This is a genomic window from Marinovum algicola, from assembly GCF_900109145.1.
Lineage (GTDB): Bacteria > Pseudomonadota > Alphaproteobacteria > Rhodobacterales > Rhodobacteraceae > Marinovum > Marinovum algicola.
The window spans coordinates 352,771-374,744 of record NZ_FNYY01000002.1; the positions used below are offsets into that span (position 1 = coordinate 352,771).

A 21,974-nucleotide genomic window follows, 5' to 3' on the forward strand; every position below is an offset into this window, starting at 1 on the left:
ATGGGGATGATTGCGAATTATCGTTGCAGGAAACGACATCGCCTGCGCGGCAGCGGCGCAGCGGATGACAGGAACGCCGCCTGCCCTACCACGCCCCGGCCTGTCTAGAGCCCGCCGCCCGCCGGGATCACCACCTGCACACTGTCCTCCGCGAAATGGTCAAAGCTCTTGACCCAGCGCCGGTGCGGCCAGTGCAGTTCCAGCCGGCCCTCGCGCGGGCGATAGGCGGCGGTATAAAGCGTGCCGAAACCGGCGGTGAACGCGGTGGAATAGAGCGGCGGCCGCAGGAAGGCCGCGACAAACCGGTCATCGGTGGTCGGATGCAGGCTGAGCTGTTGCAACAGAAAGCGCTCGCGCTCGACGGTGGCGGTAAACCGCGCATGCGACGACCATTCGACCCGCTCCTGATGGTTGGTGGCCACCGCCGCATGGCTCAGCACCGGTTTGCGGTCGGGCGCGAGATAGGCGGTCAGGAACTGCCGCCCGGCATCGAGCACGGTGACATTGTAACTCATGTGGCAGGGAATTCGCGCCAGCGCGGCGCCGGCCTCTTCGGTGCTGGTGCAGGTCTGGAGCACATAGCGCAGGATCAGCGGCACACCGAAGCCGCGCCCGGTGTTGCGCCGCCCGCCAAAGGTGAGCGAGACCGCAAGACCGGCATCGTTGATGCCATCGACCAGCCCGAACAGCCCGTCGGACATGCCGATCACCCCCCGGCCCTGCCAGCCGGTCTTGAGCACCACCGCATCGAAGGCCAGCGGCGCGTAATCGTAATTGCGCACCAAGAGCGGCGCGTCGCCCTGCCAGATCGCCTGCGAACAGGCCGAGAGATAGGGCGGCGGGCCGTAGAAGCTCAGAAACCGCGCCGCCGCATCGCCGCCGCCGGCCAGATCGCAAAGCTCCTCCCAGAGCTGCGCGATCTCCGGCATGTGCTTGCGGATCGCCTTGCGGCATTCCAGATAGGTCGGCCGTGCCGTCAGCCCCTCGCGCGCCCACCATTGGTGATAGGCCGGCCAGTACTGCGCGAACAGCTCGGCCCATTTCGGCCCGGGCCTGTCTTCGGCGATGGCGCGGAAAAGCATGGTCACACGCGCCGGCCCTACAGCATCTTGAACGCCGGATCGCCCAGCACCTGCGCCGCCGGCAAGGGCCGCGCGCGATAGGCCGCCTTGATCCCGGCGATCCATTGTTTCGACCGCTCGGTCAGCGCGAAGCCCTTGGTCATCGAGCGGCCCCGCGTCACCAGAATGCCCAGGTCGGCGCCCTCGTACCGGTAATCGCCGGGCTTGAGGATACGCAGGAAAAACGCCTCGTCCTCGCTCTCGACCGCGCGGCGGTGATAGTCGAAACGGGCAAATTCCACCGTGCCATCGGCGCGCATCCGGTAGATGCCCGATTGCGGCGCCTCGGTGATGATGTCGACGCTGTCATCGGTGTGCTTGATGACCATCTGCGACCAACTGTCGATCATTTCGGGATCGGACCAGCGAGCATTGAGCTCTTCGACATCGATCTCGAAGGGCTTCTTCGAGAACTCCAGCAGGTGAAACAGAAAGAGCGGCGCATCCGCATGGGCAAAGGCGGCGTGATTTGTCATCGAACTGGCGCCGGTGATGCGCGGGTTGAGCTCGCCCAGCCAGATGTCGCCGGTCTTGCGGTCGATCAGGAAGTCCAGCTCGAAATAGCCGCGATAGCCCTCTTTCCGAAGCTGTTCGCCAAACCGATAGGTCAGCTCGCGCGCCTTCTGTCGGGTCTTCGGGGGAAAGGCGGTGGCAAAGATCTCGTTGCCACACCAGCCGCCGCGATAGGGCGTAAGGTCTTTGAACCCGACCAATTCGGTCATCAGCGGGCCGACGATGGTGCCCTCGGCCGTGGCGCAGGCCTCGATGGCCGAGCCACGACAATCGATCCGTTTCATGATCTTGATCTCGCCCTGGCCGACAATCTCATGTTCATGGCGGCGGAAATCGGCCTCCGAGGCGATGAAGAAGGTGGTATGCCCGCTGTCGCCATAGGCCGATTGCAGCACCAGATCAACGCCCAGCCCGGCCGCCGCGCAGATCTCGCGCAGCTGGGCGTAGCTTTCCACCTCGGCCAGCGTGTTGGGCACCGAGGGCACCCCCGCCTTGTTGCCGATGCGCACGGTCTCGATCTTGTTGTCCATCGCGCTGCGCAGCTTGGCCTTGGGGAACCAAAGCTCGCCGCCCAGCTCCCTGACCAGCCGCTCGGTGGTCTCGTCGAACATCAGAAAGGCAAACTTCGGCTTGCCGCCGCGCGCCTTGACGTAATCCACCACCTCCTTGTGTTGCAGCAGATAGTTGTTGATGTCCTCGATCGACTGGAACTCGTCATGCGGCATGTCGGAGGGCACCAGAACGTTCGGGTGCCGCCCGTCAAAGCAATCCATGTAGCAGATGTACTTGAAATTCCGCACCCATTCGTCGAGCCCGAGCAGGTTGAAATTCGTCGCCGAGACGAAATAGACCGGATCGGAATTGGTGTGAAAGTGGCGCCGGATCTCGGAGATGTTGCGCAGGGTCTTTCTGGCCATCGATCGCTCCTCTTCGTGCTCATGGCTCTCTACAGGAAAAGCCTTTCAGCGCCTCCTTGGTGAACACCCGAAGCCCCAGATCGGCGCGGAAGCCATGGATCTCGCTGACGTCGAGCGCCCGCATGAAGCTGAGGATTTCCGGGCTGATCACCTGCCCCGGCACCAGGATCGGAAAGCCCGGCGGATAGGGGATGATGAAGGAGGTCGAGACCAGCTCCTCGCCATCCTCGAGCCGGGTCTGCAACTTGTCGTCCAGCGGGATGTAGTCGCATTTCTCCTCGTCGTAGGCGAGGAAAAAGGCGGCGCGGATGTCGCCCTCGGGGGTGTCGTCGCCATAACGGAACGCCGGATGGAAATGGCTGAAATCCGGCAGCGGCGGCACATGTTCGACCAGCGCCGAGACCCGGTTCTCGAACGAGCGCTTTTCCATCTTGGAGGCGTCGTCGAGCAGCTCGTCCAGCTCCTTGGCGATCTCTACCAGCACCTCGATCAGATAGGCGACCGAGCTGCGCGTGGTGCCGATATTGGTCATGAACAGCACGGTGTTGCGCGAGGTCTTGTTGATCTGGATGCCGTATTTGTCCATCAGGATCTTGGTCTTGAAGGTATCGCCGTCCCAGCCGGTGCCGCCCACCGCCAACGTCACCCGCGTCGGATCGAGCACGAATTCGTCGGTGGTCCAGGAATTGGCAATGTCGGTCCAGCCCTGATCGGTCTCGTAGTAGCTGGACACGCCGCTTTCGCGGTATTCCTCGGGGATCATGTCGCCGGCGGTGATCACCTTGAAATACTTCAACAACAGCGGGTGGGTGGCAATCGCCCGCCGGATCGACATGGCGCTTTCGACCTGCCGCTGGGTGAACTCGAACCCCTCGAGCTCGACCTGCCTGCGGCCGACGTCGAGCGAGGCAATGATCTGATAGTTCGGCGAGGTCGAGGTATGGGTCATATAGGCCTCGTGGAAGGCCTGCTCCACCTCGCCCTTGAAGTCCTGATCGTTGACATGGATCATCGACCCCTGCCGCAGCGAGGTCAGCGTCTTGTGCGTCGACTGGGTGCCATAGGCCCGCACCCGGGCATCCGGCGGCGGCACCAGCCTCGTGTTCAGGATGGTTTCGTCATCCGCGCCCTCCAGCTCTTTCTGCTGCTTTTCCCAGGCCTCCGCCGTTTCCGGCGTGCGCAGGCATTCGCGCAGGGTGTTGGCCACGTCCATCGCGGTGCGCTGGCGGTAGGTCGGGTTGAACCGGGCAAAGGCGAACCAGGCCTCGTCCCAAAGAAAGATCAGATCCCTCTTGATGGCGAGACATTCCTCCATCACCCGCTGCACGTTGTAGACGATGCCGTCGAAGGTGCAGTTGGTGAGCAGCACCATGCGCACCTTGTCGAGCTTGCCCGCCGCCTTGAGTTTCAGCAGCTGATGCTTGATCTCGCGCAGCGGCACGGCGCCGTACATCGAGTATTGATGCAACGGATAGCTGTCCATGTAGACCACATGCGCGCCGGCCAGCACCATGCCGTAATGGTGCGACTTGTGGCAGTCGCGGTCGACCAGCACGATGTCGCCGGGCTTGCACAGCGCCTGCACCACGATCTTGTTGCAGGTCGAGGTGCCATTGGTGGCAAAGAACGTCTGTTTCGAGCCGAAGGCCCGTGCCGCCATGTCCTGCGCTTCCTTGATCGGGCCGCGCGGTTCCAGCAGGCTGTCGAGCCCGCCCGAAGTGGCCGAGGTCTCGGCGAGAAAGATGTTGGGGCCATAAAAGGCGCCCATGTCCTGGATCCAATGCGACCGGGTGATCGATTTGCCCCGGCTGATCGGCATGGCGTGGAACACGCCAGTGGGCTGGCGGGAATATTCCTTGAGCGCGGTAAAGAACGGCGTCTTGAAGCGGGCGCCGACACCCCGAAGGATGTTGAGGTGCAGCTCCATGAAATCTTCCTGGTTGTAGAACACCCGCCGGCAGCGCCCCAGATCGAGGCCGGCTATCTCTTCGGCCGACCGGTCGGTCACCAGATAGGCATCGAGTTCGGGCCGCATCCGCGCGATCAGCCGGCAGGCCTCCGGCCCGTATTCGCTGGGCGTGATATGCTCGACCTCGCCTTCGGTGCCCAGCGTGTCGAGGTATTTCTTCAGCAGCGGCAGTTCGTTGTGCGATTTCAGCACGAGCCCGGGGCGGACCACCACGGCCTGGACATTGTGGTTGAACAGGATGCCGATCAGCGCGTCCTCGACCGAGGGCACCACCACCGGCTCGTAATGGAACGGATCCTCGGGCCGGCGGGCGCGGTGCAACGCGTTGCGCAGGAACCGCTCCTGATGTTCGTTGACGCTGTCGACGATCATCACCTCGAAATAGGGTCGCCCCAGCGCCCGCGCCTCGGGCGAGATCGCGCTTTCGTCTTCGTAATCCTCGCTGTCGATCTCGTCGGCGCCCAGCGGAATGTGTCGGCGGCGATAGGCGCCCGAGGTCAGCGCCCGCGCCACCCGCCGCACCGAGATCGACAGATCGTCGATATTGCGCGTCTCGAGCAGGCGGCGCAGGTGTTCAAAGGCCGCGTGGCCGGGAAAGGCCCAGTAGCTCTCGATCGGCGCGAGCGACTGGAACAGCTTTTCCGCGGTCTGCACCAGCCGCTGCCCGGAGCGGCCGTCGACGCCCTTGAGCCGCAGAGACTCCACGCATTCGCGCAGCGCGCTCCAACGGTCGGCCCGCAGCTGCGTGGCACTGTAATAATCTCCGATCGATGGCAGACCCTTTTCACTTGCAGGTACGTTCATTCCGTTCTCCCTGTTGGCGCCTTTTGCGGCGCTGCGTGTTGTTCTGCCATCCCCTCGGAGGCCCCGGTCAGCCGGTGCCGGACACCCTCTTGAAGATCGGCAGGTTGTCCTCTGGTTTGTAGTCCTGCGGCTCGCGCCCCAGCGCGCTGCGCGGATCGGCCGTGTTCACCCCGGCCTGTGACCCCTGTTGCGGAATGGCCAGCGGCCCCAGCGTCGTCAGATAGGCGTCGGTGCCGCTGCTGCGGTCATAGACCGAAAAATCCGCCTCGCGGTCGCGGAAGCTCTTGAGCACCTGGCCCAGTCCCTTCAGCCCGGTCTCGCGCTGGCGGCGCACCATGTCGAGATCGATCTCGATCGGGAACATGTCCTCTTGCCCGGCAGACTGGTGCAGCACCGTGGCGGTCGGATCGACCACCAGCGACTTGCCGACACCGCCGGCACCCAGGCCGTTGACGTCGATCACGTAGCACTGGAACTGCGCCGCGGTGGCCCGCGCGATGGCGATCTCGGCGTCGCGGTCGGTGGTGCCGGTCAGCACGGGGTGCAACAGCACTTCGACCCCCTGGCTGGTAAGTTGCCGCGTGGTTTCCGGGAACCAGATGTCGTAGCAGATCGACAGGCCGAAGCGGCCCACCCCCGGCACGTCGAAGACGCAGAAATCGGTCCCCGACGAGATATCGGCCTCATAGGGCTTGAACGGGAACATCTTGCGATAGGTGCGGATGATCTCGCCATCGGGGTTGATCACCACCGAAGTGTTGTAAATTCGCCCGTCCTCGGCCTTTTCGAACATCGAGCCCGGGATCAGCCAGATCTTGTGGCGGCGCGCCTCGTCCTGAAACATCCGAAGCGTGTCATTCGGGAACGGCAAGGCGTATTGATGCAGCGGGCCAAAAGCCGCCAGCTCCGAGAACACCACCATCTGGGTCCAGGGAAACCGCGCCATCAGAACGTCGAGCCGCTCTTTCATGCCCTCGACGTTGGAATGCAGCGCCGCGACATGCATCTGTACGCCGGCGATTGCGAAAGGGGTCATCTGCTTTCTTTCTCCTTGCACGGCGCGGGCATGTCCTGCGCCGGGTTGTTCTGTCTCCCCCCTGAGCGGCGGTGGCGGCGGGTCTCTGCCCGGCTCGCGGCCGCTGCTGGTCTTGTGGTCTGGCCCGTCACCTTGTCAGCCTTCCTGCAAACTGCAAGGCAAGATCGTTCAGGGCCGGTCGGGGCGGCGCGGAGCCCGGTGCCGGGCGCGCTGGCATCCCGGCGTTCATCTTGCGAGACTTGGTCATTTCGGTCCCCCAGCCCGGCCCGGCGCGCATGTTTCAGGGGCTTTCCCCCCGGGGCAATCCGGTTTTCTTGTTGAATCAGCATAGCTTTGGCGCAGACACATTCAACTCTCGCAAATCGAGCCTGCCTCCTTATGATGCGGTGCGCGCAATTCCGGGGCATTCTCAGAACGTCGGCGGCGTGCAGGCGCTGATGATGACGCAATCCTGATCGCCGATGTTGCGGAACTTGTGCGGCAGCCGGCTGTCGAACAGATAACCGTCGCCCCGGTTGAGTACGCGCACCTGATCGCCGACCGTGATCTCGATGATCCCGGCAATCACCACCCCGGCCTCTTCGGCCTGATGGCTAAGCATCTTCTCGCCGGTGTCGGCGCCGGGGGGATAGGTTTCGTGCAGCACCTGAAGACTGTGCGACGAGGCATTGCCCAACTGGCGCAGCGAGACCCGCGAGGCGCCCTTGCCCAAACCCATGTCCTGCGGCGACAGCTCGATGAATTCGTCGGCGGTATAGAAGTACTTGGGCGTACCGGCGTCCTCGACCTCGGAAAAGAATTCCGACAGCGGGGTCTGCACCGCGTCGAGCAGGCTTTTCAGCGACGAGACCGAGGGGCTGGTCTTGTTCTGCTCGATCATCGAGACCGCGCCATTGGTCATGCCGGCGCGCGCCGCCAGTTCCCGCTGCGACATGCCGCGCGCCTCCCGCGCCGCCCTGAGTCTTCCGCCGATATCCAAAGCATCGCCTTATTTTGAGTGCGTGTTTGAAATTGTAAGCGCCGATTTTGCGCGGGGTCAACCGGTATTCGTGGCCAAAACCCGCCGGTCACACGCATTTCACCTATATTTACATAGGAATTTCCAAAGGGTTACAAAATTCATCGGATGAGCCTGATGGTCAGGATTGACAAAAATATTGATCACAACGTACTAATTTATTGATCATTCACCGGGAGGGTCGGACCCATGACTGCCAGCACCAAACCGCGCGCCAGCCGGGCCGCGAACAAGGACAAGAAAACCGCCGCACGCAAGCCCGCGGCCAAACCCGCAGCCAAATCTGCCGCCAAGCCGGTCAGCAAGCCCGTTGTTGCGCAGACCGGCAGCAACGCCGCGCTTCTGGCCCGTCGCGAGGCCGCGGTGCCGCGCGGTGTCGCCTCTGCCGCGCCGGTCTTTGCCGCCCGTGCCGAGAATGCCGAGCTCTGGGATGTCGAGGGCAAGCGCTACATCGATTTCGCCGGCGGCATTGCCGTGCTGAACACCGGGCACCGTCACCCCAAGGTCATCGAGGCCGCCAAGGCGCAGGAAGACCTCTATACCCACACGTCGTTCCAGGTCGTGCCCTATGAGCCTTACGTCGCGCTGGCCGAAAAGCTGAACGAACTGGCGCCGGGTGATTTCGCCAAGAAGACGCTGCTGGTCACCACCGGCGCCGAGGCGGTCGAGAACGCCGTCAAGATCGCCCGCGCCCATACCGGCCGCCCCGGCGTCATTGCCTTCAACGGCTCTTACCACGGCCGCACCCTGCTGACGCTGGGCATGACCGGCAAGATCAGCCCCTACAAGAAAGACGTCGGCCCCTTCCCCTCCGACATCTTCCGCGCGCCCTTCCCCGACGCGCGTCAGGGCGTGACCGTCGAGGACAGCCTCAAGGCGCTCGAGATGCTGTTTCTCACCGATGCCCAGCCCGACCGCGTGGCGGCGATCATCCTCGAACCGGTGCTCGGCGAAGGCGGCTATCATCCAGTCCCGGCCGAGATGTTCCAGGCCCTGCGCGCGATCTGCGACCGGCATGGCATCCTGCTGATCTCTGACGAGATCCAGGCCGGTTTCGGCCGCACCGGCACCTGGTTTGCGATCGAGCATTCCGGCGTCGCGCCCGATCTGATCACCTGTGCCAAATCCATGGCCGGCGGCTATCCCGTGGCCGGTGTGATCGGCCGGGCCGAGGTGATGGATGCGATGGCCCCCGGCGGCCTTGGCGGCACCTATGGCGGCAACCCGGTCGCCTGCGCCGCGGCGCTGGCGGCGATCGAGGCGATCGAAAGCGAGGGATTGCTCGCCCGCTCGACCGCCCTGGGCGAAATGTTCAAGGCCCGCTTTGCCGAGATCGGCGCCCGGGTCGCGCCCTACCGGATGTGGGACATTCGCGGCCTTGGCGCGATGATCGCGGTGGAATTCGTCACCGATTTCGACACCGCCGCGCCCGACGCCGCGCTGACCAAGGCGGTGATCGCCAAGGCGCTGGACAAGGGTCTGATCCTGCTGGCCTGCGGCATGCATGGCAACGCCCTGCGCATCATGGTGCCGCTGACCGCATCGGATGCGATCCTCGAGGAAGCCATGGTGATCTTCGAAGGCGCGCTGGCCGAGGCCATCGCCGAACAGCACGCGCTGGCGGCGGAATAAGCCAACTCCGGCTGGCGGCGGATTTTCCCGTCGCCAGCCTTGCTTGCCCCTGATTTCAGGTTTACCCCGGGGAGCGGGTCCGCCCCCTGCGCCGGACCGACCCGGTTGCCACATCAGGAGCTCCGCCGATGAACCATGTCTTTCCCCGCCACAGCAAAGCCAAGCTTCCCACCGCCGTTGGCGGCGAGGGGTGTTATCTGATCGACGCAGACGGAAAGCGCTATCTCGATGGCTCGGGCGGCGCAGCGGTCTCCTGCCTGGGTCATGGCGATACCGAAGTGGTCGAGGCGGTCAAGGCCCAGCTCGACAGGCTGGCCTTTGCCCACACCGGATTTTTCACCTCGGAACCGGCCGAGGAGCTGGCCGATCTGCTGATCGCAAACGCGCCCGAAGGCATCGACCGGGTCTATCTGGTCTCTGGCGGCTCCGAGGCGACGGAAGCCGCGATCAAGCTGGCACGGCAATATTGGGTCGAAAAGGGCGAGCCGCAGCGCGGCAAGCTGATCGCCCGCAAGCAGAGCTATCACGGCAATACCATCGGCGCGCTGAGCGCCGGCGGCAATGAATGGCGCCGGGCGCAATTCGGGCCGCTGCTGCTCGACGTGAGCCATATCGACCCCTGCTACGAATACCGGCTGCGCCACGAGGGCGAGAGCCCCGAGGAGTACGGCCGCCGCGCCGCCGATGCGCTGGAAGCGGAAATCCAGCGTCTCGGGCCGGAGAATGTCATGGGTTTCATGGCCGAACCGGTGGTGGGCGCCACCGCCGGCGCACTGGCCCCGGCGCCGGGCTATTTCCAGCGCATCCGCGAAATCTGCGACTGCCATGGCGTGCTGCTGATCCTTGACGAGGTGATGTGCGGCATGGGCCGGACCGGCACGCTCTTTGCCTGCGAACAGGATGGCGTGCGCCCCGATATCCTCTGCGTCGCCAAGGGGCTTGGCGCGGGCTATCAGCCGATCGGCGCCATGCTCTGCACCGCCGAGATCTATGACACCATCGCCCAGGGCTCGGGCTTCTTTCAGCATGGTCATACCTACATGGGCCACCCGGCGGCGGCGGCGGCCGGCAAGGCGGTGGTCTCGGCGATCCTCGACCGCGGGCTGCTGCCCCGGGTGCAGGAGATGGGCGAGAAACTGCATGCCAAGCTCACCGACCGTTTCGGCCAGCACCCGCATGTCGGCGACATCCGCGGCCGCGGGCTGTTCCGCGCCATCGAGCTGGTCGAGGACCGCGACAGCAAGGAACCCTTCGATCCGGCGCGCGGGCTGGCGGCCAGGATCAAGAAGGCGGCCTTTGCCGAGGGGCTGATCTGTTACCCGATGTCCGGCACGCTCGACGGCCGGCGCGGCGACCATGTGCTGCTGGCGCCGCCCTTCATCATCGAAGAGGCCCAGCTCGATGAATTGGTCGATAAACTGGACCGCGCCATCGAGGCTTCTATCTGATGTCTCATTGCCGCAAAGGACACCGCCCATGACCGCCGCCTATCCCCTGCCCCCGATCTCCGACGCCGACTGGCCGGAAGAGATCGCCGACATGAGCGGCGGCTTCGCGGGCAAACTCAACGTCTATCGCACCATGGCGCATGACCCGGCGCTGCTGCGGGCCTGGACCGATCTTCGCCAGCACGTCGTACTCGAAAGCGCGTTGGGGCTGGAGCTTGTCGAAGTGGTGATCCTGCGCACCGGTGTGCGGCTGAACTCGCGGTACGAATGGCAACAGCACATCTCGCGCGCCCGCAAGGTGGGCTTCGACGATGCCCGCATCGCCACGATCCGCGGCGCCACCGATGCCATGGCGCCGGCCGACGCGCTGCTGGCGCGGGCGGTGGACGAGCTGTTCGACAATAAGCAGCTCTCGCCGATGACCGCCAAGGCGCTGGCCGAGACCTACGGCAAGGAAGGGATGATCGACCTGATGGCGACGGTCGGCTTCTATTCCACGCTGGGCTTTATCCTGAAAACCTGTGGCACGCCGCTCGACGATGACATCGCCGGAGAACTGGCGGCGCGCCCCTTTCCCGAAACCGAAAACTGAGACTAGGAGTTTCTCCCATGCTCGACCAACAGACCGATCTCGCTTCTCTTCTGAACGATCCCGAATTGATCGCGACCAAGGCCTATCTGGCCGGTGAATGGCGCGACGCCAAGGATGGCGCGACCTTTGACGTGACCAACCCGGCGCGCGGCGACGTCATTGCCAAGGTGGCCGACCTCTCGCGCGAGGAATGCGCCGAGGCGATCGATGCCGCCTACAAGGCCCAGAAGGACTGGGCGCAATGGACCGGCAAGGAACGCGCCGGCGTGCTGCGCAAATGGTTCGACCTGATGGTCGAACATGCCGAGGATCTGGGCAGGATCCTGACCGCCGAACAGGGCAAGCCGCAGGCCGAGGCCAAGGGCGAGGTGATGTATGGCGCCTCGTTCATCGAATGGTTCGCCGAAGAGGCCAAGCGCGCCTATGGCGAAACAATCCCCGGCCACCAGCGCGACAAGCGGATCACCGTGATCACCCAGCCGATCGGCGTTGCCGCCTCGATCACGCCCTGGAACTTCCCCAATGCGATGATCACCCGCAAGGCCGGCCCGGCGCTGGCCTCGGGCTGCGCCTTTGTCGCCCGCCCCGCCGCCGAGACGCCGCTCTCGGCGCTGGCGCTGGGTGTGCTGGCCGAGCGCGCCGGCATTCCGCATGGCGTCTTTTCGGTCATTCCCTCGTCGCGCTCCTCCGAGATCGGCAAGGAATTCTGCGAGAACCCCAAGGTCCGCAAGCTGACCTTCACCGGCTCGACCGAAGTGGGCCGCATCCTGCTTCGTCAGGCCGCCGATCAGGTGATGAAATGCTCGATGGAGCTCGGCGGCAATGCGCCCTTCATTGTGTTCGACGACGCCGATCTGGATGCCGCTGTCGAAGGCGCAATGATCTCGAAATACCGCAACAACGGCCAGACTTGCGTCTGCGCCAACCGCATCTACGTGCAATCGGGCGTCTATGACGAATTCGCTGAGAAGCTGGCCAAGGCGGTGGCCGGCATGAAGGTCGGCGACGGTCTCTCGGGCGAGCCGACAGTGGGCCCGCTGATCAATCAGGAAGCGGTCGAAAAGGTCGAAGAGCACATCGCCGACGCCAAATCCAAGGGCGGCAAGGTGATCCAGGGCGGCAAGCGCCACGAGCTGGGCGGCACCTTCTTCGAGCCGACAGTGATCACTGGCGCCACCCGCGAGATGGTGTTCTCGCAGGACGAGACCTTTGGCCCGATGGCTCCGCTCTACAAGTTCGACACCGTCGACGAGGTGATCGAGCTGGCCAATGACACGATCTTCGGCCTGGCCTCGTATTTCTATGCCAAGGACCTGAGCCGCGTGACCAAGGTGCAGGAAGCGCTGGAATACGGCATGGTCGGCGTGAACACCGGGCTGATCTCGACCGAGGTGGCGCCCTTTGGCGGGGTCAAGCAATCCGGCCTCGGCCGCGAAGGCAGCCGCCACGGGATGGATGAATTCATGGAAATGAAGTACATCTGCACCTCTGTATAAGCCAGAGGTCTCCGGGGTTGCGGCCCCGGAGACCTCCACCCCACCGGGCGCCTCGGGCGCCGGCGGTCACTCCACCGCGCGGATCAGCTTGCGTTCCAGCACCCGCAGGACGGCGCGCAGGTCATGGCCGCGCTTGAGTACCTGCCCCTCCATGCCGATCACCGCATAAAGCCCCTGCCGGTTGCGCAGCTTGGGCCGTTTTTCGATACGGTAGAGCGGGTTCTCGGCGGTGCGGCGAAAAACCGAGAAAATCGCCACTTCGCGCAGGTTCGAGATGCCGTAGTCGCGCCACTCACCGGCGGCGACCATGCGGCCGTAAAGCGACAGGATCACCCCCAGCTCGGCGCGCTGAAAGGCCACCACCTCCGGCCCGGCGCCGGGAAAAGGGGAAAAACTGTTCATACAAGGAGAGTTGCGCGCTTTGCGCCGCAAATCAAGCACCCGCGTCGCAGCGCCACGGAACTGTGACGCCAACGCCCGGGTGTCACGCGAAACTCCCCTGGCAGAACCACCCCGAGGACATCGATGCGCCATGGGCATAAAACAGCCAGAGCGCGTCGCCCTCGGCGCAGGTCACCCGCCAGTAATCGCGCTGGCCCGAGCGCCATGCGGGATCGTCGAGCCACCATTCCGGCGCGATCCGCTCCGGCCCCTGCGCCGAGGTCAGGTGCAGATCGCGGCCGCGCCAGCGCAGGCGCTCCGGCGGCCGGGGCACATCGGGCGCCTGCACCGGTTCGGGCCGCCAGAGCAGCAGCGGCCGGGGCCGCGCCGGCGGCGCCCAGGCGGCAGCCGGCTCCGACCAGGCGGCGGCCAGCACGGTTTCGGTCTTTTCCGGGATATGGCTGTCGCCGGGGTGGCGGCGGGTGATCGCCTCCATCCCCACCCGCGCGCCAATCCGGCCGATCAGATCGTCGAGCGCCGTGTTCGCCGCCAGCCGGGCGTTCACCGCCGCCCCGGCGCCGATATGGCCGACCGGGGTGCGCTGAGACAGCGGTTCGACCTGCACCGCCTCGAGCCGCAGCATGTCGATGCCAAAGCCGGCGTCGATCTCGTTCAGCTTCATCGCCAGCAGCGGCCGCAGCCGTTCGGGATCGTCCGAGGCCCGCGCCAGCCGCACCTCGAGCGTCTGCATGGTGTGATCGCTGCGAAAGGCCTGAAGCCTGAGCGTCCGCGCGCCCTGCCCCCGGGCGCGCAACAGCTCGGACAATCGCGGCAGAAGCCGGTCGAGCCCGGCCGCCACATCCTCTTCCAGCCCGATCGGCTCCGGCAGGGTCATCCGCACGGCGTAGCGCTGCGGCGGCGCGGCCGGGGACAGCGGTTCCGGCACCGCGCCAAAGGCCTGATCCAGCCGCAGCACCAGCCCCTTGCCGAAACGCCGCGCCAGCGCCGCCCGCGGCTGGCCCGCCAGATCGCCGATCCGCCGCAGCCCGAGCCGCGCCAGCTGCGCCGCGGTCTCCTCCTCCAGCCGCAACGCCGCCACCGGCAGCGCCGAGAGCGCGCCACGGGTCTGCCCCGGCGGCGCGATGGTGCCGGTCTCGGCCGGGGCCAGCCGCCCGCTGGGCGCTGCGCCGCCGCGCTCCCAGTGCCGCCGCCGGGCCGCGCGCGAGCGGGTGGCGCGGGCCTCCTGATCGATGTCATCACCCGAGCGCGCATGGCCGCCGCCCTGGCCGGCAAAGCGCGCCAGCGCCCAGGCGCCGCCGCGGCTGTCGGCCAGCCCGATCCGCGCGGTCAGCCCCATGTCGCCGGTTTCTTCGACAATCCGCGCACAAAGCGCCGCCTCGCCGCCAAAGAGATGGGTGCAGCCGGTCACGTCGAGCATCAGCCCATCGCCGCCATCGCCGGCCACCCAGGGGCTGAACTTGCCGGCCCAGCGCAACAGCGCCTCGAGAAACCCCGCCTCGGCATGACGGTTGCGCCGCGCGGTGCGCAGATCGGCACTGACCGCATGGGCATCGCGCAGCGGCTGGCCCTTGTAGATCCCCACCTCCGAGGCCCGCGCCGAAACCGACGACAGGATCTGGCTGTTGCCGATATCCTCGACCACGGCAAAGGGCACCTCGTGCAAGGCAGCTTCGGTGCGCGCCTGACGCAACAGGCGTTCGGCCCCGAGACGGGGAAACCAGAGAGAGAGCAGACGGCGGGGCATGGCAGAACAGGCATCTTTGTTCGCTATATGTTCTCATACCTACCAGCCGCGTCACCCGATGTCGAGCGCCGCCGGGACGTCAGCCGCAGAAGACGCGGGTGATCCGTCCGGTCTCGTCGATCTCGATGTTGGTGCGCGCCGGCAGGTAATCCATCGTCCGCATGTCGCCGGGCCGCAGGATCCGCTTGGGCGCCGGAACACGCTCGGCCGCCTCCACTGGTTCGCCGACAAGGCCGGCATGGGCGCCGGGCGCGCAGGGCGTCGCCTCCCCCGGCGGCGGATCTTGTGGCCCCGCCCCCTGCGCGATCTCTCCGTCCTCGGGCAGACAGCCCGCCAGGGCCAGCAGAAGGGCCGGCATCACCCCGGCGAAAGACAGACGAAATTGCATGGCACCTCCGATCCTGGCCCGCCCCGGTGCTCCGCCGTCCGGCGCGGGAACGCCGGGGAAAAGACCGCCCCGGCGCCCCCCTGCTAACAGAAAACCTCTGCCCCGGCCCGCAAATTCCCCGCGCCGGCCTTGATCCCGGCAAAGCTTTGCCACAGGGTCTGCCGGACATTTACCAGGGAGAGTGATCATGCGCACCAAAGCCGCCGTGGCCCTTGAGGCCGGCAAACCGCTGGAGATCATGGAAGTGAACCTCGAAGGCCCCAAGGAAGGCGAGGTTCTGGTCGAGATCAAGGCCACCGGCATCTGCCACACCGATGAATTCACCCGTTCGGGCGCCGACCCCGAGGGGCTCTTTCCCGCCATTCTGGGCCATGAGGGCGCCGGCGTCGTCGTCGAGGTCGGCCCCGGCGTCAAGGATCTCAAGCCCGGCGATCACGTGATCCCGCTCTATACCGCCGAATGCCGCGAGTGCGAATACTGCCTGCACCCCAAGACCAACCTCTGCCAGAAGGTGCGCGCGACCCAGGGCAAGGGCGTGATGCCCGATGGCACCTCGCGCTTTTCCATGCTCGATGGCACGCCGATCCTGCATTACATGGGCTGCTCGACCTTTTCGAACTATACCGTCCTGCCCGAGATCAGCCTCGCGAAAATCCGCCAGGACGCGCCGTTCGACAAGGTCTGCTACATCGGCTGCGGCGTCACCACCGGCATCGGCGCGGTGATCTATACCGCCAAGGCCGAGATCGGCAGCCGCGCCATCGTCTTCGGCCTCGGCGGCATCGGGTTGAACGTGATCCAGGGCCTGCGGCTGGCGGGGGCGGATCAGATCGTCGGGGTCGATCTGAACGATGACAAGAAGGCGATGGCGACCAAGTTCGGCATGACCGATTTCGTCAACCCGTCCAAGGTCGAGGGCGATCTGGTGGGCCATCTGGTCGAGCTGACCGGCGGCGGCGCCGATTACACCTTTGACGCCACCGGCAACGTGCAGGTGATGCGCACGGCGCTGGAATCGGCACACAAGGGCTGGGGCGAATCGATCATCATCGGCGTGGCGCCGGCGGGGGCCGAGATCTCGACGCGGCCCTTCCAGCTTGTCACCGGCCGGGTCTGGCGCGGCACCGCCTTTGGCGGCGCCCGTGGCCGGACCGATGTGCCGAAAATCGTCGATTGGTACATGGACGGCAAGATCGACATCGACCCGATGATTACCCACACCATGCCGCTCGAGGACATCAACAAGGGTTTCGACCTGATGCACAAGGGCGAGTCGATCCGCTCGGTCGTGGTTTATTGATCCGGGCGGTGGGGTGAATCCCACCCTGCGCAAACGCGCATCGCCGGCCCCGGGCCGGCGATGCGCTGCGGCCTGCCCCCAAGTCATCCCGGACAGCGCCCGCGCCATGACGCTTTAAATTGACGCTGGCGGCGCTTGGCCTCATGGTCCGCGCATGTCAGATGATACCAATCTCCTCGCCGTCCTGATCGACGCCGACAACACCTCTCCGAAATACACCAAGGCAATCTTTGACGAGATCGCCTCGCTGGGCGAGGCCAGCGTGCGCCGCTGCTATGGTGATTTCTCGTCGCAGCAGATGGCCGGATGGTCGCGCGTGCAGGCCGAATTCGGGCTTGTCCCGCACCACCAGCCCGCCAATACCGTGGGCAAGAACGCCTCGGACATTGCGCTGGTGATCGATGCCATGGACCTGCTGCATACCGGCCGCTTCGACGGCTTCGTGCTGGTCTCTTCCGACAGCGATTTCACCCGCCTCGCCAGCCGCATCCGCGAACAGGGGCTGGCGGTCTACGGCATGGGCCAGCGCAAGACGCCGGATGCCTTCCGCAAGGCCTGCAAACGCTTCATCTTTCTCGAAAACCTCGGCGAGGAAGAGCCCCGCGAAACCCCCTCGAGCCGGCCGCTCGATGAGGCCCGCAACCTGATCTTCAAGGCGATGGAGGGGATCGAACAGGGCGACGAATGGTACACCCTGGGCCAGATCGGCCAGTTCATCATCGCCGCCAATCCCGATTTCGACACCCGTTCCTATGGCCACCGCAAGCTGAGCGATCTGGTCGCCCGGCTCAAGGTGTTCGAGACCCGCACGGGCCCCGGCAATCAGCTCATGGTGCGCCGCGTCGACTGACGCCTGACGGCCCGACCCGCCCGGCGCTAGGTGATCCGCCGCGCCATCATCACGCTGTGGCTGGCGCAATCCGGGTCTTCCGCCAGGAACCCGGTCAGCCGCAGCCCCAGCTCTTCGAGCAGCACGGCATACCCCGCCGGCGACAGGCTGGCGTGATAGACCGTGGCCGCGCCGACCGTGCCGCTGGCCTCGCCGGCCTCCGGCCCGGCGGTGAACAGCAGGCTGCCGCCGGGCGCCAGATGCGCCGCCATCCGGCGCAGCGTCTCGCGCTGTTCCGCCTCGGTCAGATGGAAGAAACTGTCCCAGGCGATGATCCCGTCGAAACGCTCGCCGAGATCGAGGCTGCGCATGTCGGCCTGGCGCCAGTCACCTTCGGGCCAGCGCTGCCGCGCGATGTCGAGCATGGCGCCGGCGAAATCCACCCCGGTCAGGGTAAACCCCTCGGCCATGAACCAGCGCGCGATCGGCTCGCCGGCACCACAGCCCAGGTCGAGCACTCGGCCGCCCTCGGGCAGGCAGGCGGCAAACCGCGCCAGCCAGCGGGCCTCGAAAAGACTGCGCGAGCGCTGCGCGTCATAGGCCGCGGCCTGGGCTTCATAGACCGCGCGGGTCTGGTCCGGATCTGCTTGCGTCATCGTCGAGGCTCCTTGAAACGAAAACGGGCGAGGCCCTGCCCCGCCCGCCTGGGTCGGTCTTACACCGTTCAGACCGTGCCGCCCAGAGAGCCTTCGAGCTGGGCCATTTCCTGGCCGCCGGCCATCAGATCCTGCAATTGTTCGGGCGAGATTTCGCCGCGCTGCGCGGTGCCCAGGGTCTTGCCCCGGTTGAGCACGGTAAAGCGGTCCCCCACTGCCAGCGCATGGCGCACGTTGTGGCTGATGAAGACCACGCCGATGCCCTGCTTGCGCACCTTGTCGATGGTCGCCAGCACGTTCGAGGTCTGGCGCACGCCCAGCGCCGAGGTCGGCTCGTCGAGGATCAGGATCTTGGCCCCGAAATGCACCGCCCGGGCAATCGCCACGGTCTGACGTTCGCCGCCGGAAAGCGTGCCCACCGCCTGATCCGGCGCGCGCAGGTTGATCCCCATCTGCCGCATCTCGGTCATGGTGATCTCGTTCATCCGGGCCACGTCCATGCGCTTCAGCGGCCCGCGCCCGATGGTCGGTTCGCGTCCCATGAAGAAATTGCGCGTCACGCTCATCAGCGGGATCATCGCCAGATCCTGGAACACCGTGGCAATCCCCGCCTCCATCGCATCGCGCGGCGAGGAGAAATCCATCGTCTTGCCTTCGAACAGGATCTCGCCATGGGTCGGCTTATGGACCCCCGACATGGTCTTGATGAAGGTCGATTTTCCGGCGCCGTTGTCGCCCAGAAGGCAATGGCACTCACCCGGCTTGACGTCAAAGCTGACACCGGCGAGCGCGATGATATTGCCGAAGTGCTTTTCGATGTCCTTCATCTCGACGATCGGCGCGGCATTGTTGGGCGCATCGCCGTGGTGGAACTTGGTATCCTCGGTCATTTTACCGTTCTCCCGTGACGCGCTTGCGGATGGCGTTGTTGAACAGGACCGCGATCAGCAGCATGCCGCCCAGGAAGACCTGGAACCAGTCCTGATCGAAATCGGTGTAGGTCAGGCCGATCACCACCATGCCGAAGATGATCGAGCCAAAGAACGCGCCGATGGCCGAGCCGTAGCCGCCGGTCAGCAGACAGCCGCCGATCACCGCGGCGATGATCGCCTCGAATTCCTTTTGAAAGCCCCGGCGCGAGTCGGTCGAGCCGGCGTCCATCACCGTGATGATCGCCACCAGCGCCGCACAGCAGGCGGTGACCATGAAGAGCGAGATCTTGACCCGGCGCACCGGCACACCCGAATTGGTGGCGGCGTTGCTGTCACCGCCGGCGGCAAAGATCCAGTTGCCGGCGGGCGTGCGCAGCAGCACCCAGGTCGCCAGAAGCGCGATGATCACGAACCAGATGATCTCGATCGGCAGGCCCGGCACCTTGGGATTGCCGTTCTTGAAGGTCTCGACGATGCCCTTTTCGGCCAGCCAGGCGAACAGCCCGCCAAAGGCGTCGCCGGAAAAGAACGGCGCCAGCCAGTCGCCTTCGGTGGCATCGCGCACGCCGCGCAGCTGGGTCGAACCGCCGGTGGCCAGCTTGAGCCCGACCAGCGACAAGCCGCGCAGGATGAAGAGGAAGGCCAGCGTCACGATGAAAGACGGCAGGCCCGAGCGGATCACGATAAAGCCGTTGATCGATCCGACGCAGGCGGCAAAGACAAAGGTCGCCGGAATGGCAATCACCAGCGGCAGGCCGAAGGTCACGGTCGCGGCGGCAAAGAACAGACCGGCAAAGGCCACCATCGAACCGATCGACAGGTCAAATTCGCCGCCGATCATCAGGAGCGCCGCACCGATGGCCAGAATGCCGAGCTGGGCGGCGGGGGTCATGAAGTTGATGATCCCCGAGGTGGTGAACATCGCGGCGTCGGCAGTTGCCAGAAAGAACACCGTGACAAGGATGACCCCCGCAATCGCGCCCAGCTCGGGGCGCTTCATGATGCGGGCGCCAAGACCCTCGGATTTGAGCCGTTCATCGACGGCGGGCGAACTGTCGGACATGATTTCCTCCTGAGACCTGCGAATACAAGGGGGCCGTGGCGCGGCACACGCCACGGCCCCCATCGTTCGCAATCGAAAAATTGCGGATTAACGGATGCCCTGAGCCGACAGCTCGATCGCCTGACCGGCCTTTTCCTGGGTGACCAGGTTCGGACCCGAGGGCACATTGCCACCCGGCATCAGGCCGTATTTGGCGTTGTTGGCCAGGAACACGACCGGCAGGTAGCCTTGCAGGAACTGCTGCTGATCGATGGCGAAGGCCGCGTCGCCTGCGGCGATCGACTCGAGAAAGTTGGCCGAGAGGTCGAAGGATGCGACGTTGACATCGCGGCCCGAGGCCTTGGCCGCCGCCAGCGAGGGCTCGCCCGCGAGGCTGGCCCCCAGTGCCATCACCGTGTCGACATCTTCGTTCGAGGCCAGTGCCGCCGAGACCTTGGATTCGATTTCCGCCGGGTCGTTGCCGGTGGGCAGAACCTCGACCGAGCCGCCAAAGCCCTCTTCGAAGCCCGAGCAGCGCAGATCGAGCGCCACGTTGCCGACCTCGTGGTTGACGCAGATCGCGGTGGTGCCGCCCATTTCGGCCAGCTTCGCGCCGGCCGCCTTGCCGGCGTCGAATTCCGACTGGCCGACATGCAGCGCCGCGCCCAGTTCGGCGGCGACGTCAGAGCCGGAGTTCATCGAGATCACCGGAATGCCGGCCTGGGTCGCGCGCATGATCGACGGCCCGAGCGCGTCGCCATCGGGGATCGAGACGACGATGCCGTCGGGTTCCTGGTTGACGGCGGCGTCGATCAGCTGGCTCATCGCCACCATGTCGAAGGTTTCCGGGGCGCGGTATTCCACATTGGCACCGGTATGCTGTGCGGCAAGGTCCACGCCGTTTTTCACGACCGACCAGAACGGGTCGTTCGCCTGGCCGTGGCTGACGACGATGATGTCCTGCGCCAGCGCGGGCGCGGCCATGCCGACGGCCGCGGCAAAGGCTGCGGTTTTCAGAAATTTGGTCATGAGTCCTCCCTTTGACCTGATCGGGGGATTTTCCCCTCGGTTTTCCCGGCCCTCGCCGGCGGCCCATTCCGCCCCTCTCCGGCAAAATGGAATGTTTATTCCACTACTCTCGAATCGGACGCAAAGTCAACTCCGTTGACGCAAGGCGCTGACCGATACCGCAAGCGCCGTGGTCAGGGTGGTCGCGGCATTCAGCGCCCTGAATCCGATCACCTCGTCCTCGCGCACGATCAGCACCTCGCGGGCGCTTTCGACCAGCGGACAGGCCCCGGAATCCGTGAGGCCGAAGACCGTGACGCCCCGTGCAGACGTCGCCTTGGCCAGCCGCAGCGTCTCGTCCGAAAACGGTGCAAAGGTAACCGCGAACAGCACGTCTCCCGGCAACACGGCGCCGTGCCCCTCGATCATGCCGGCCTTGAAATGCACGCTGGCGGGAACCCCCATCTTTTCGAACAGATACCCCATGTTGCTGACCACCGAAAACGCGCGCCGCAGGCCGACCAGATGGATCACCCGCGCCTCGGCCATGCCGCGTGCAATCCGGTCAAGCCGGTCGCTGGTCACGGTATTTGACAGCGAAAGCAGTGATTTATGGCCAGCCTCGGCGAAATCGGCCAGCAAGCGCCCGGTTGAGAGCTCGCGCTCTTCCGACAGGTTGGCCAGCCGCGTGTCATAGGTCGGCCGGAAATCCGTGAACTTGGAACGCAGCAGGTCCTGCATCTCGGAATAGCCGGAAAAACCCACCGCCTGGCAAAACCGCATGTAGACCGATGGCGCCACCCCGACGGCCTGCGCCATCTCGGAAACGGTGGAGACCGCGATCAGATGCAGATGCCGGCGGGTAAAGCTGGCGCATTGCTTTAGCCGCTTGGGCATATCCTCCAGCCGGTCGTCGAGCCGTTCCAGCAATTCGGACACGCTCTCCGGCGCTTTCAGTACCTCGGCAGGCTTGTTCATGGGGGCTCCTCTCCTTCCGGGTCACATTACCCGAACCGCGACAAAATGGAACAAAAATTCCCGAATGCGCCTTATGGATGAATAATCAAGGATTTACACGCCACGCTGCGGGCCAATGGCACAGCATCGCCGTGAGGGAGCGATCCGGC

18 protein-coding genes and 1 pseudogene are annotated in these 21,974 nt (G+C 65.3%); 6 read left to right on the forward strand and 13 right to left on the reverse strand.

What is annotated here, in order from left to right:
• Positions 1-104 precede the first annotated feature (104 nt).
• The 5 genes and pseudogenes from BMW90_RS04680 to BMW90_RS04700 all read right to left on the reverse strand — a co-directional run bounded on the left by BMW90_RS04680 (position 105) and on the right by BMW90_RS04700 (position 7,339).
• Positions 105-1,082: a C45 family autoproteolytic acyltransferase/hydrolase gene (locus BMW90_RS04680; protein ID WP_074835254.1), complete on the reverse strand. Its 978-nt coding sequence runs from the start codon at positions 1,080-1,082 to the stop codon at positions 105-107.
• Between the two features lie 17 nt (positions 1,083-1,099).
• Positions 1,100-2,554 (reverse strand): annotated as a pseudogene (locus BMW90_RS04685) (biotin carboxylase); the annotation flags it as partial.
• Between the two features lie 16 nt (positions 2,555-2,570).
• Positions 2,571-5,324, reverse strand: coding sequence for an aminotransferase class I/II-fold pyridoxal phosphate-dependent enzyme (locus tag BMW90_RS04690; RefSeq protein WP_048530733.1), 2,754 nt, complete (start codon positions 5,322-5,324; stop codon positions 2,571-2,573).
• Between the two features lie 67 nt (positions 5,325-5,391).
• Positions 5,392-6,360 carry a carbon-nitrogen hydrolase family protein gene (locus BMW90_RS04695; protein ID WP_074835257.1) on the reverse strand — a complete coding sequence of 323 codons (969 nt, stop codon included), beginning with the start codon at positions 6,358-6,360 and terminating at the stop codon, positions 5,392-5,394.
• 409 nt (positions 6,361-6,769) lie between these two features.
• Complete coding sequence (locus BMW90_RS04700; protein ID WP_048530730.1) at positions 6,770-7,339, reverse strand: cupin domain-containing protein; 570 nt, start codon at positions 7,337-7,339, stop codon at positions 6,770-6,772.
• 228 nt (positions 7,340-7,567) lie between these two features.
• Here BMW90_RS04700 and gabT point away from each other — a divergent pair, with 228 nt between their 5' ends.
• The 4 genes from gabT to BMW90_RS04720 all read left to right on the forward strand — a co-directional run bounded on the left by gabT (position 7,568) and on the right by BMW90_RS04720 (position 12,546).
• Positions 7,568-9,010 (forward strand): 4-aminobutyrate--2-oxoglutarate transaminase, encoded by a 1,443-nt coding sequence (gene gabT, locus BMW90_RS04705; RefSeq protein ID WP_083415953.1) that lies wholly within the window; start codon positions 7,568-7,570, stop codon positions 9,008-9,010.
• A 128-nt stretch (positions 9,011-9,138) separates the two neighbouring features.
• Complete coding sequence (locus BMW90_RS04710) at positions 9,139-10,458, forward strand: aspartate aminotransferase family protein (protein WP_074835259.1); 1,320 nt, start codon at positions 9,139-9,141, stop codon at positions 10,456-10,458.
• 28 nt (positions 10,459-10,486) lie between these two features.
• Positions 10,487-11,050, forward strand: a complete 564-nt coding sequence (locus BMW90_RS04715) for a carboxymuconolactone decarboxylase family protein (RefSeq protein ID WP_074835260.1) — start codon at positions 10,487-10,489, stop codon at positions 11,048-11,050.
• A gap of 17 nt (positions 11,051-11,067) precedes the next feature.
• The gene (locus BMW90_RS04720) at positions 11,068-12,546 is read left to right on the forward strand and encodes an NAD-dependent succinate-semialdehyde dehydrogenase (protein ID WP_048530724.1); all 1,479 of its coding nucleotides are present in this window, start codon (positions 11,068-11,070) and stop codon (positions 12,544-12,546) included.
• 66 nt (positions 12,547-12,612) lie between these two features.
• Here BMW90_RS04720 and BMW90_RS04725 read toward each other — a convergent pair whose 3' ends face one another.
• From BMW90_RS04725 to BMW90_RS26625, 3 genes are all read right to left on the reverse strand, one after another.
• Positions 12,613-12,948: a DUF2794 domain-containing protein gene (locus BMW90_RS04725; RefSeq protein ID WP_048530723.1), complete on the reverse strand. Its 336-nt coding sequence runs from the start codon at positions 12,946-12,948 to the stop codon at positions 12,613-12,615.
• Positions 12,949-13,030: 82 nt separating this feature from the next.
• Positions 13,031-14,692 (reverse strand): Y-family DNA polymerase, encoded by a 1,662-nt coding sequence (locus tag BMW90_RS04730; RefSeq protein ID WP_074835261.1) that lies wholly within the window; start codon positions 14,690-14,692, stop codon positions 13,031-13,033.
• Between the two features lie 79 nt (positions 14,693-14,771).
• The gene (locus tag BMW90_RS26625; protein WP_074835263.1) at positions 14,772-15,080 is read right to left on the reverse strand and encodes an I78 family peptidase inhibitor; all 309 of its coding nucleotides are present in this window, start codon (positions 15,078-15,080) and stop codon (positions 14,772-14,774) included.
• A 187-nt stretch (positions 15,081-15,267) separates the two neighbouring features.
• On the opposite strand from BMW90_RS26625, the gene BMW90_RS04740 reads away from it, so the two are divergent.
• Entirely contained in the window at positions 15,268-16,380 is a 1,113-nt protein-coding gene (locus BMW90_RS04740; RefSeq protein ID WP_048530717.1) for an S-(hydroxymethyl)glutathione dehydrogenase/class III alcohol dehydrogenase, read from the forward strand.
• 154 nt (positions 16,381-16,534) lie between these two features.
• Complete coding sequence (locus BMW90_RS04745; protein ID WP_048530716.1) at positions 16,535-17,230, forward strand: NYN domain-containing protein; 696 nt, start codon at positions 16,535-16,537, stop codon at positions 17,228-17,230.
• 26 nt (positions 17,231-17,256) lie between these two features.
• Here the strand turns inward: BMW90_RS04745 and BMW90_RS04750 are convergent, their stop codons facing one another.
• The 5 genes from BMW90_RS04750 to BMW90_RS04770 all read right to left on the reverse strand — a co-directional run bounded on the left by BMW90_RS04750 (position 17,257) and on the right by BMW90_RS04770 (position 21,825).
• Complete coding sequence (locus tag BMW90_RS04750; protein WP_074835264.1) at positions 17,257-17,865, reverse strand: class I SAM-dependent DNA methyltransferase; 609 nt, start codon at positions 17,863-17,865, stop codon at positions 17,257-17,259.
• Between the two features lie 68 nt (positions 17,866-17,933).
• A complete protein-coding gene (locus tag BMW90_RS04755; RefSeq protein ID WP_048530713.1) occupies positions 17,934-18,755 on the reverse strand; it encodes an ATP-binding cassette domain-containing protein in 822 nt (273 codons plus the stop codon).
• 1 nt (position 18,756) lies between these two features.
• On the reverse strand, positions 18,757-19,860 hold the full coding sequence (locus BMW90_RS04760) for an ABC transporter permease (RefSeq protein ID WP_048530711.1): 1,104 nt from the start codon (positions 19,858-19,860) through the stop codon (positions 18,757-18,759).
• A gap of 87 nt (positions 19,861-19,947) precedes the next feature.
• Entirely contained in the window at positions 19,948-20,868 is a 921-nt protein-coding gene (locus BMW90_RS04765) for a substrate-binding domain-containing protein (RefSeq protein WP_074835266.1), read from the reverse strand.
• A gap of 126 nt (positions 20,869-20,994) precedes the next feature.
• Complete coding sequence (locus tag BMW90_RS04770; protein WP_074835267.1) at positions 20,995-21,825, reverse strand: MurR/RpiR family transcriptional regulator; 831 nt, start codon at positions 21,823-21,825, stop codon at positions 20,995-20,997.
• Between the last annotated feature and the right edge of the window lie 149 nt (positions 21,826-21,974).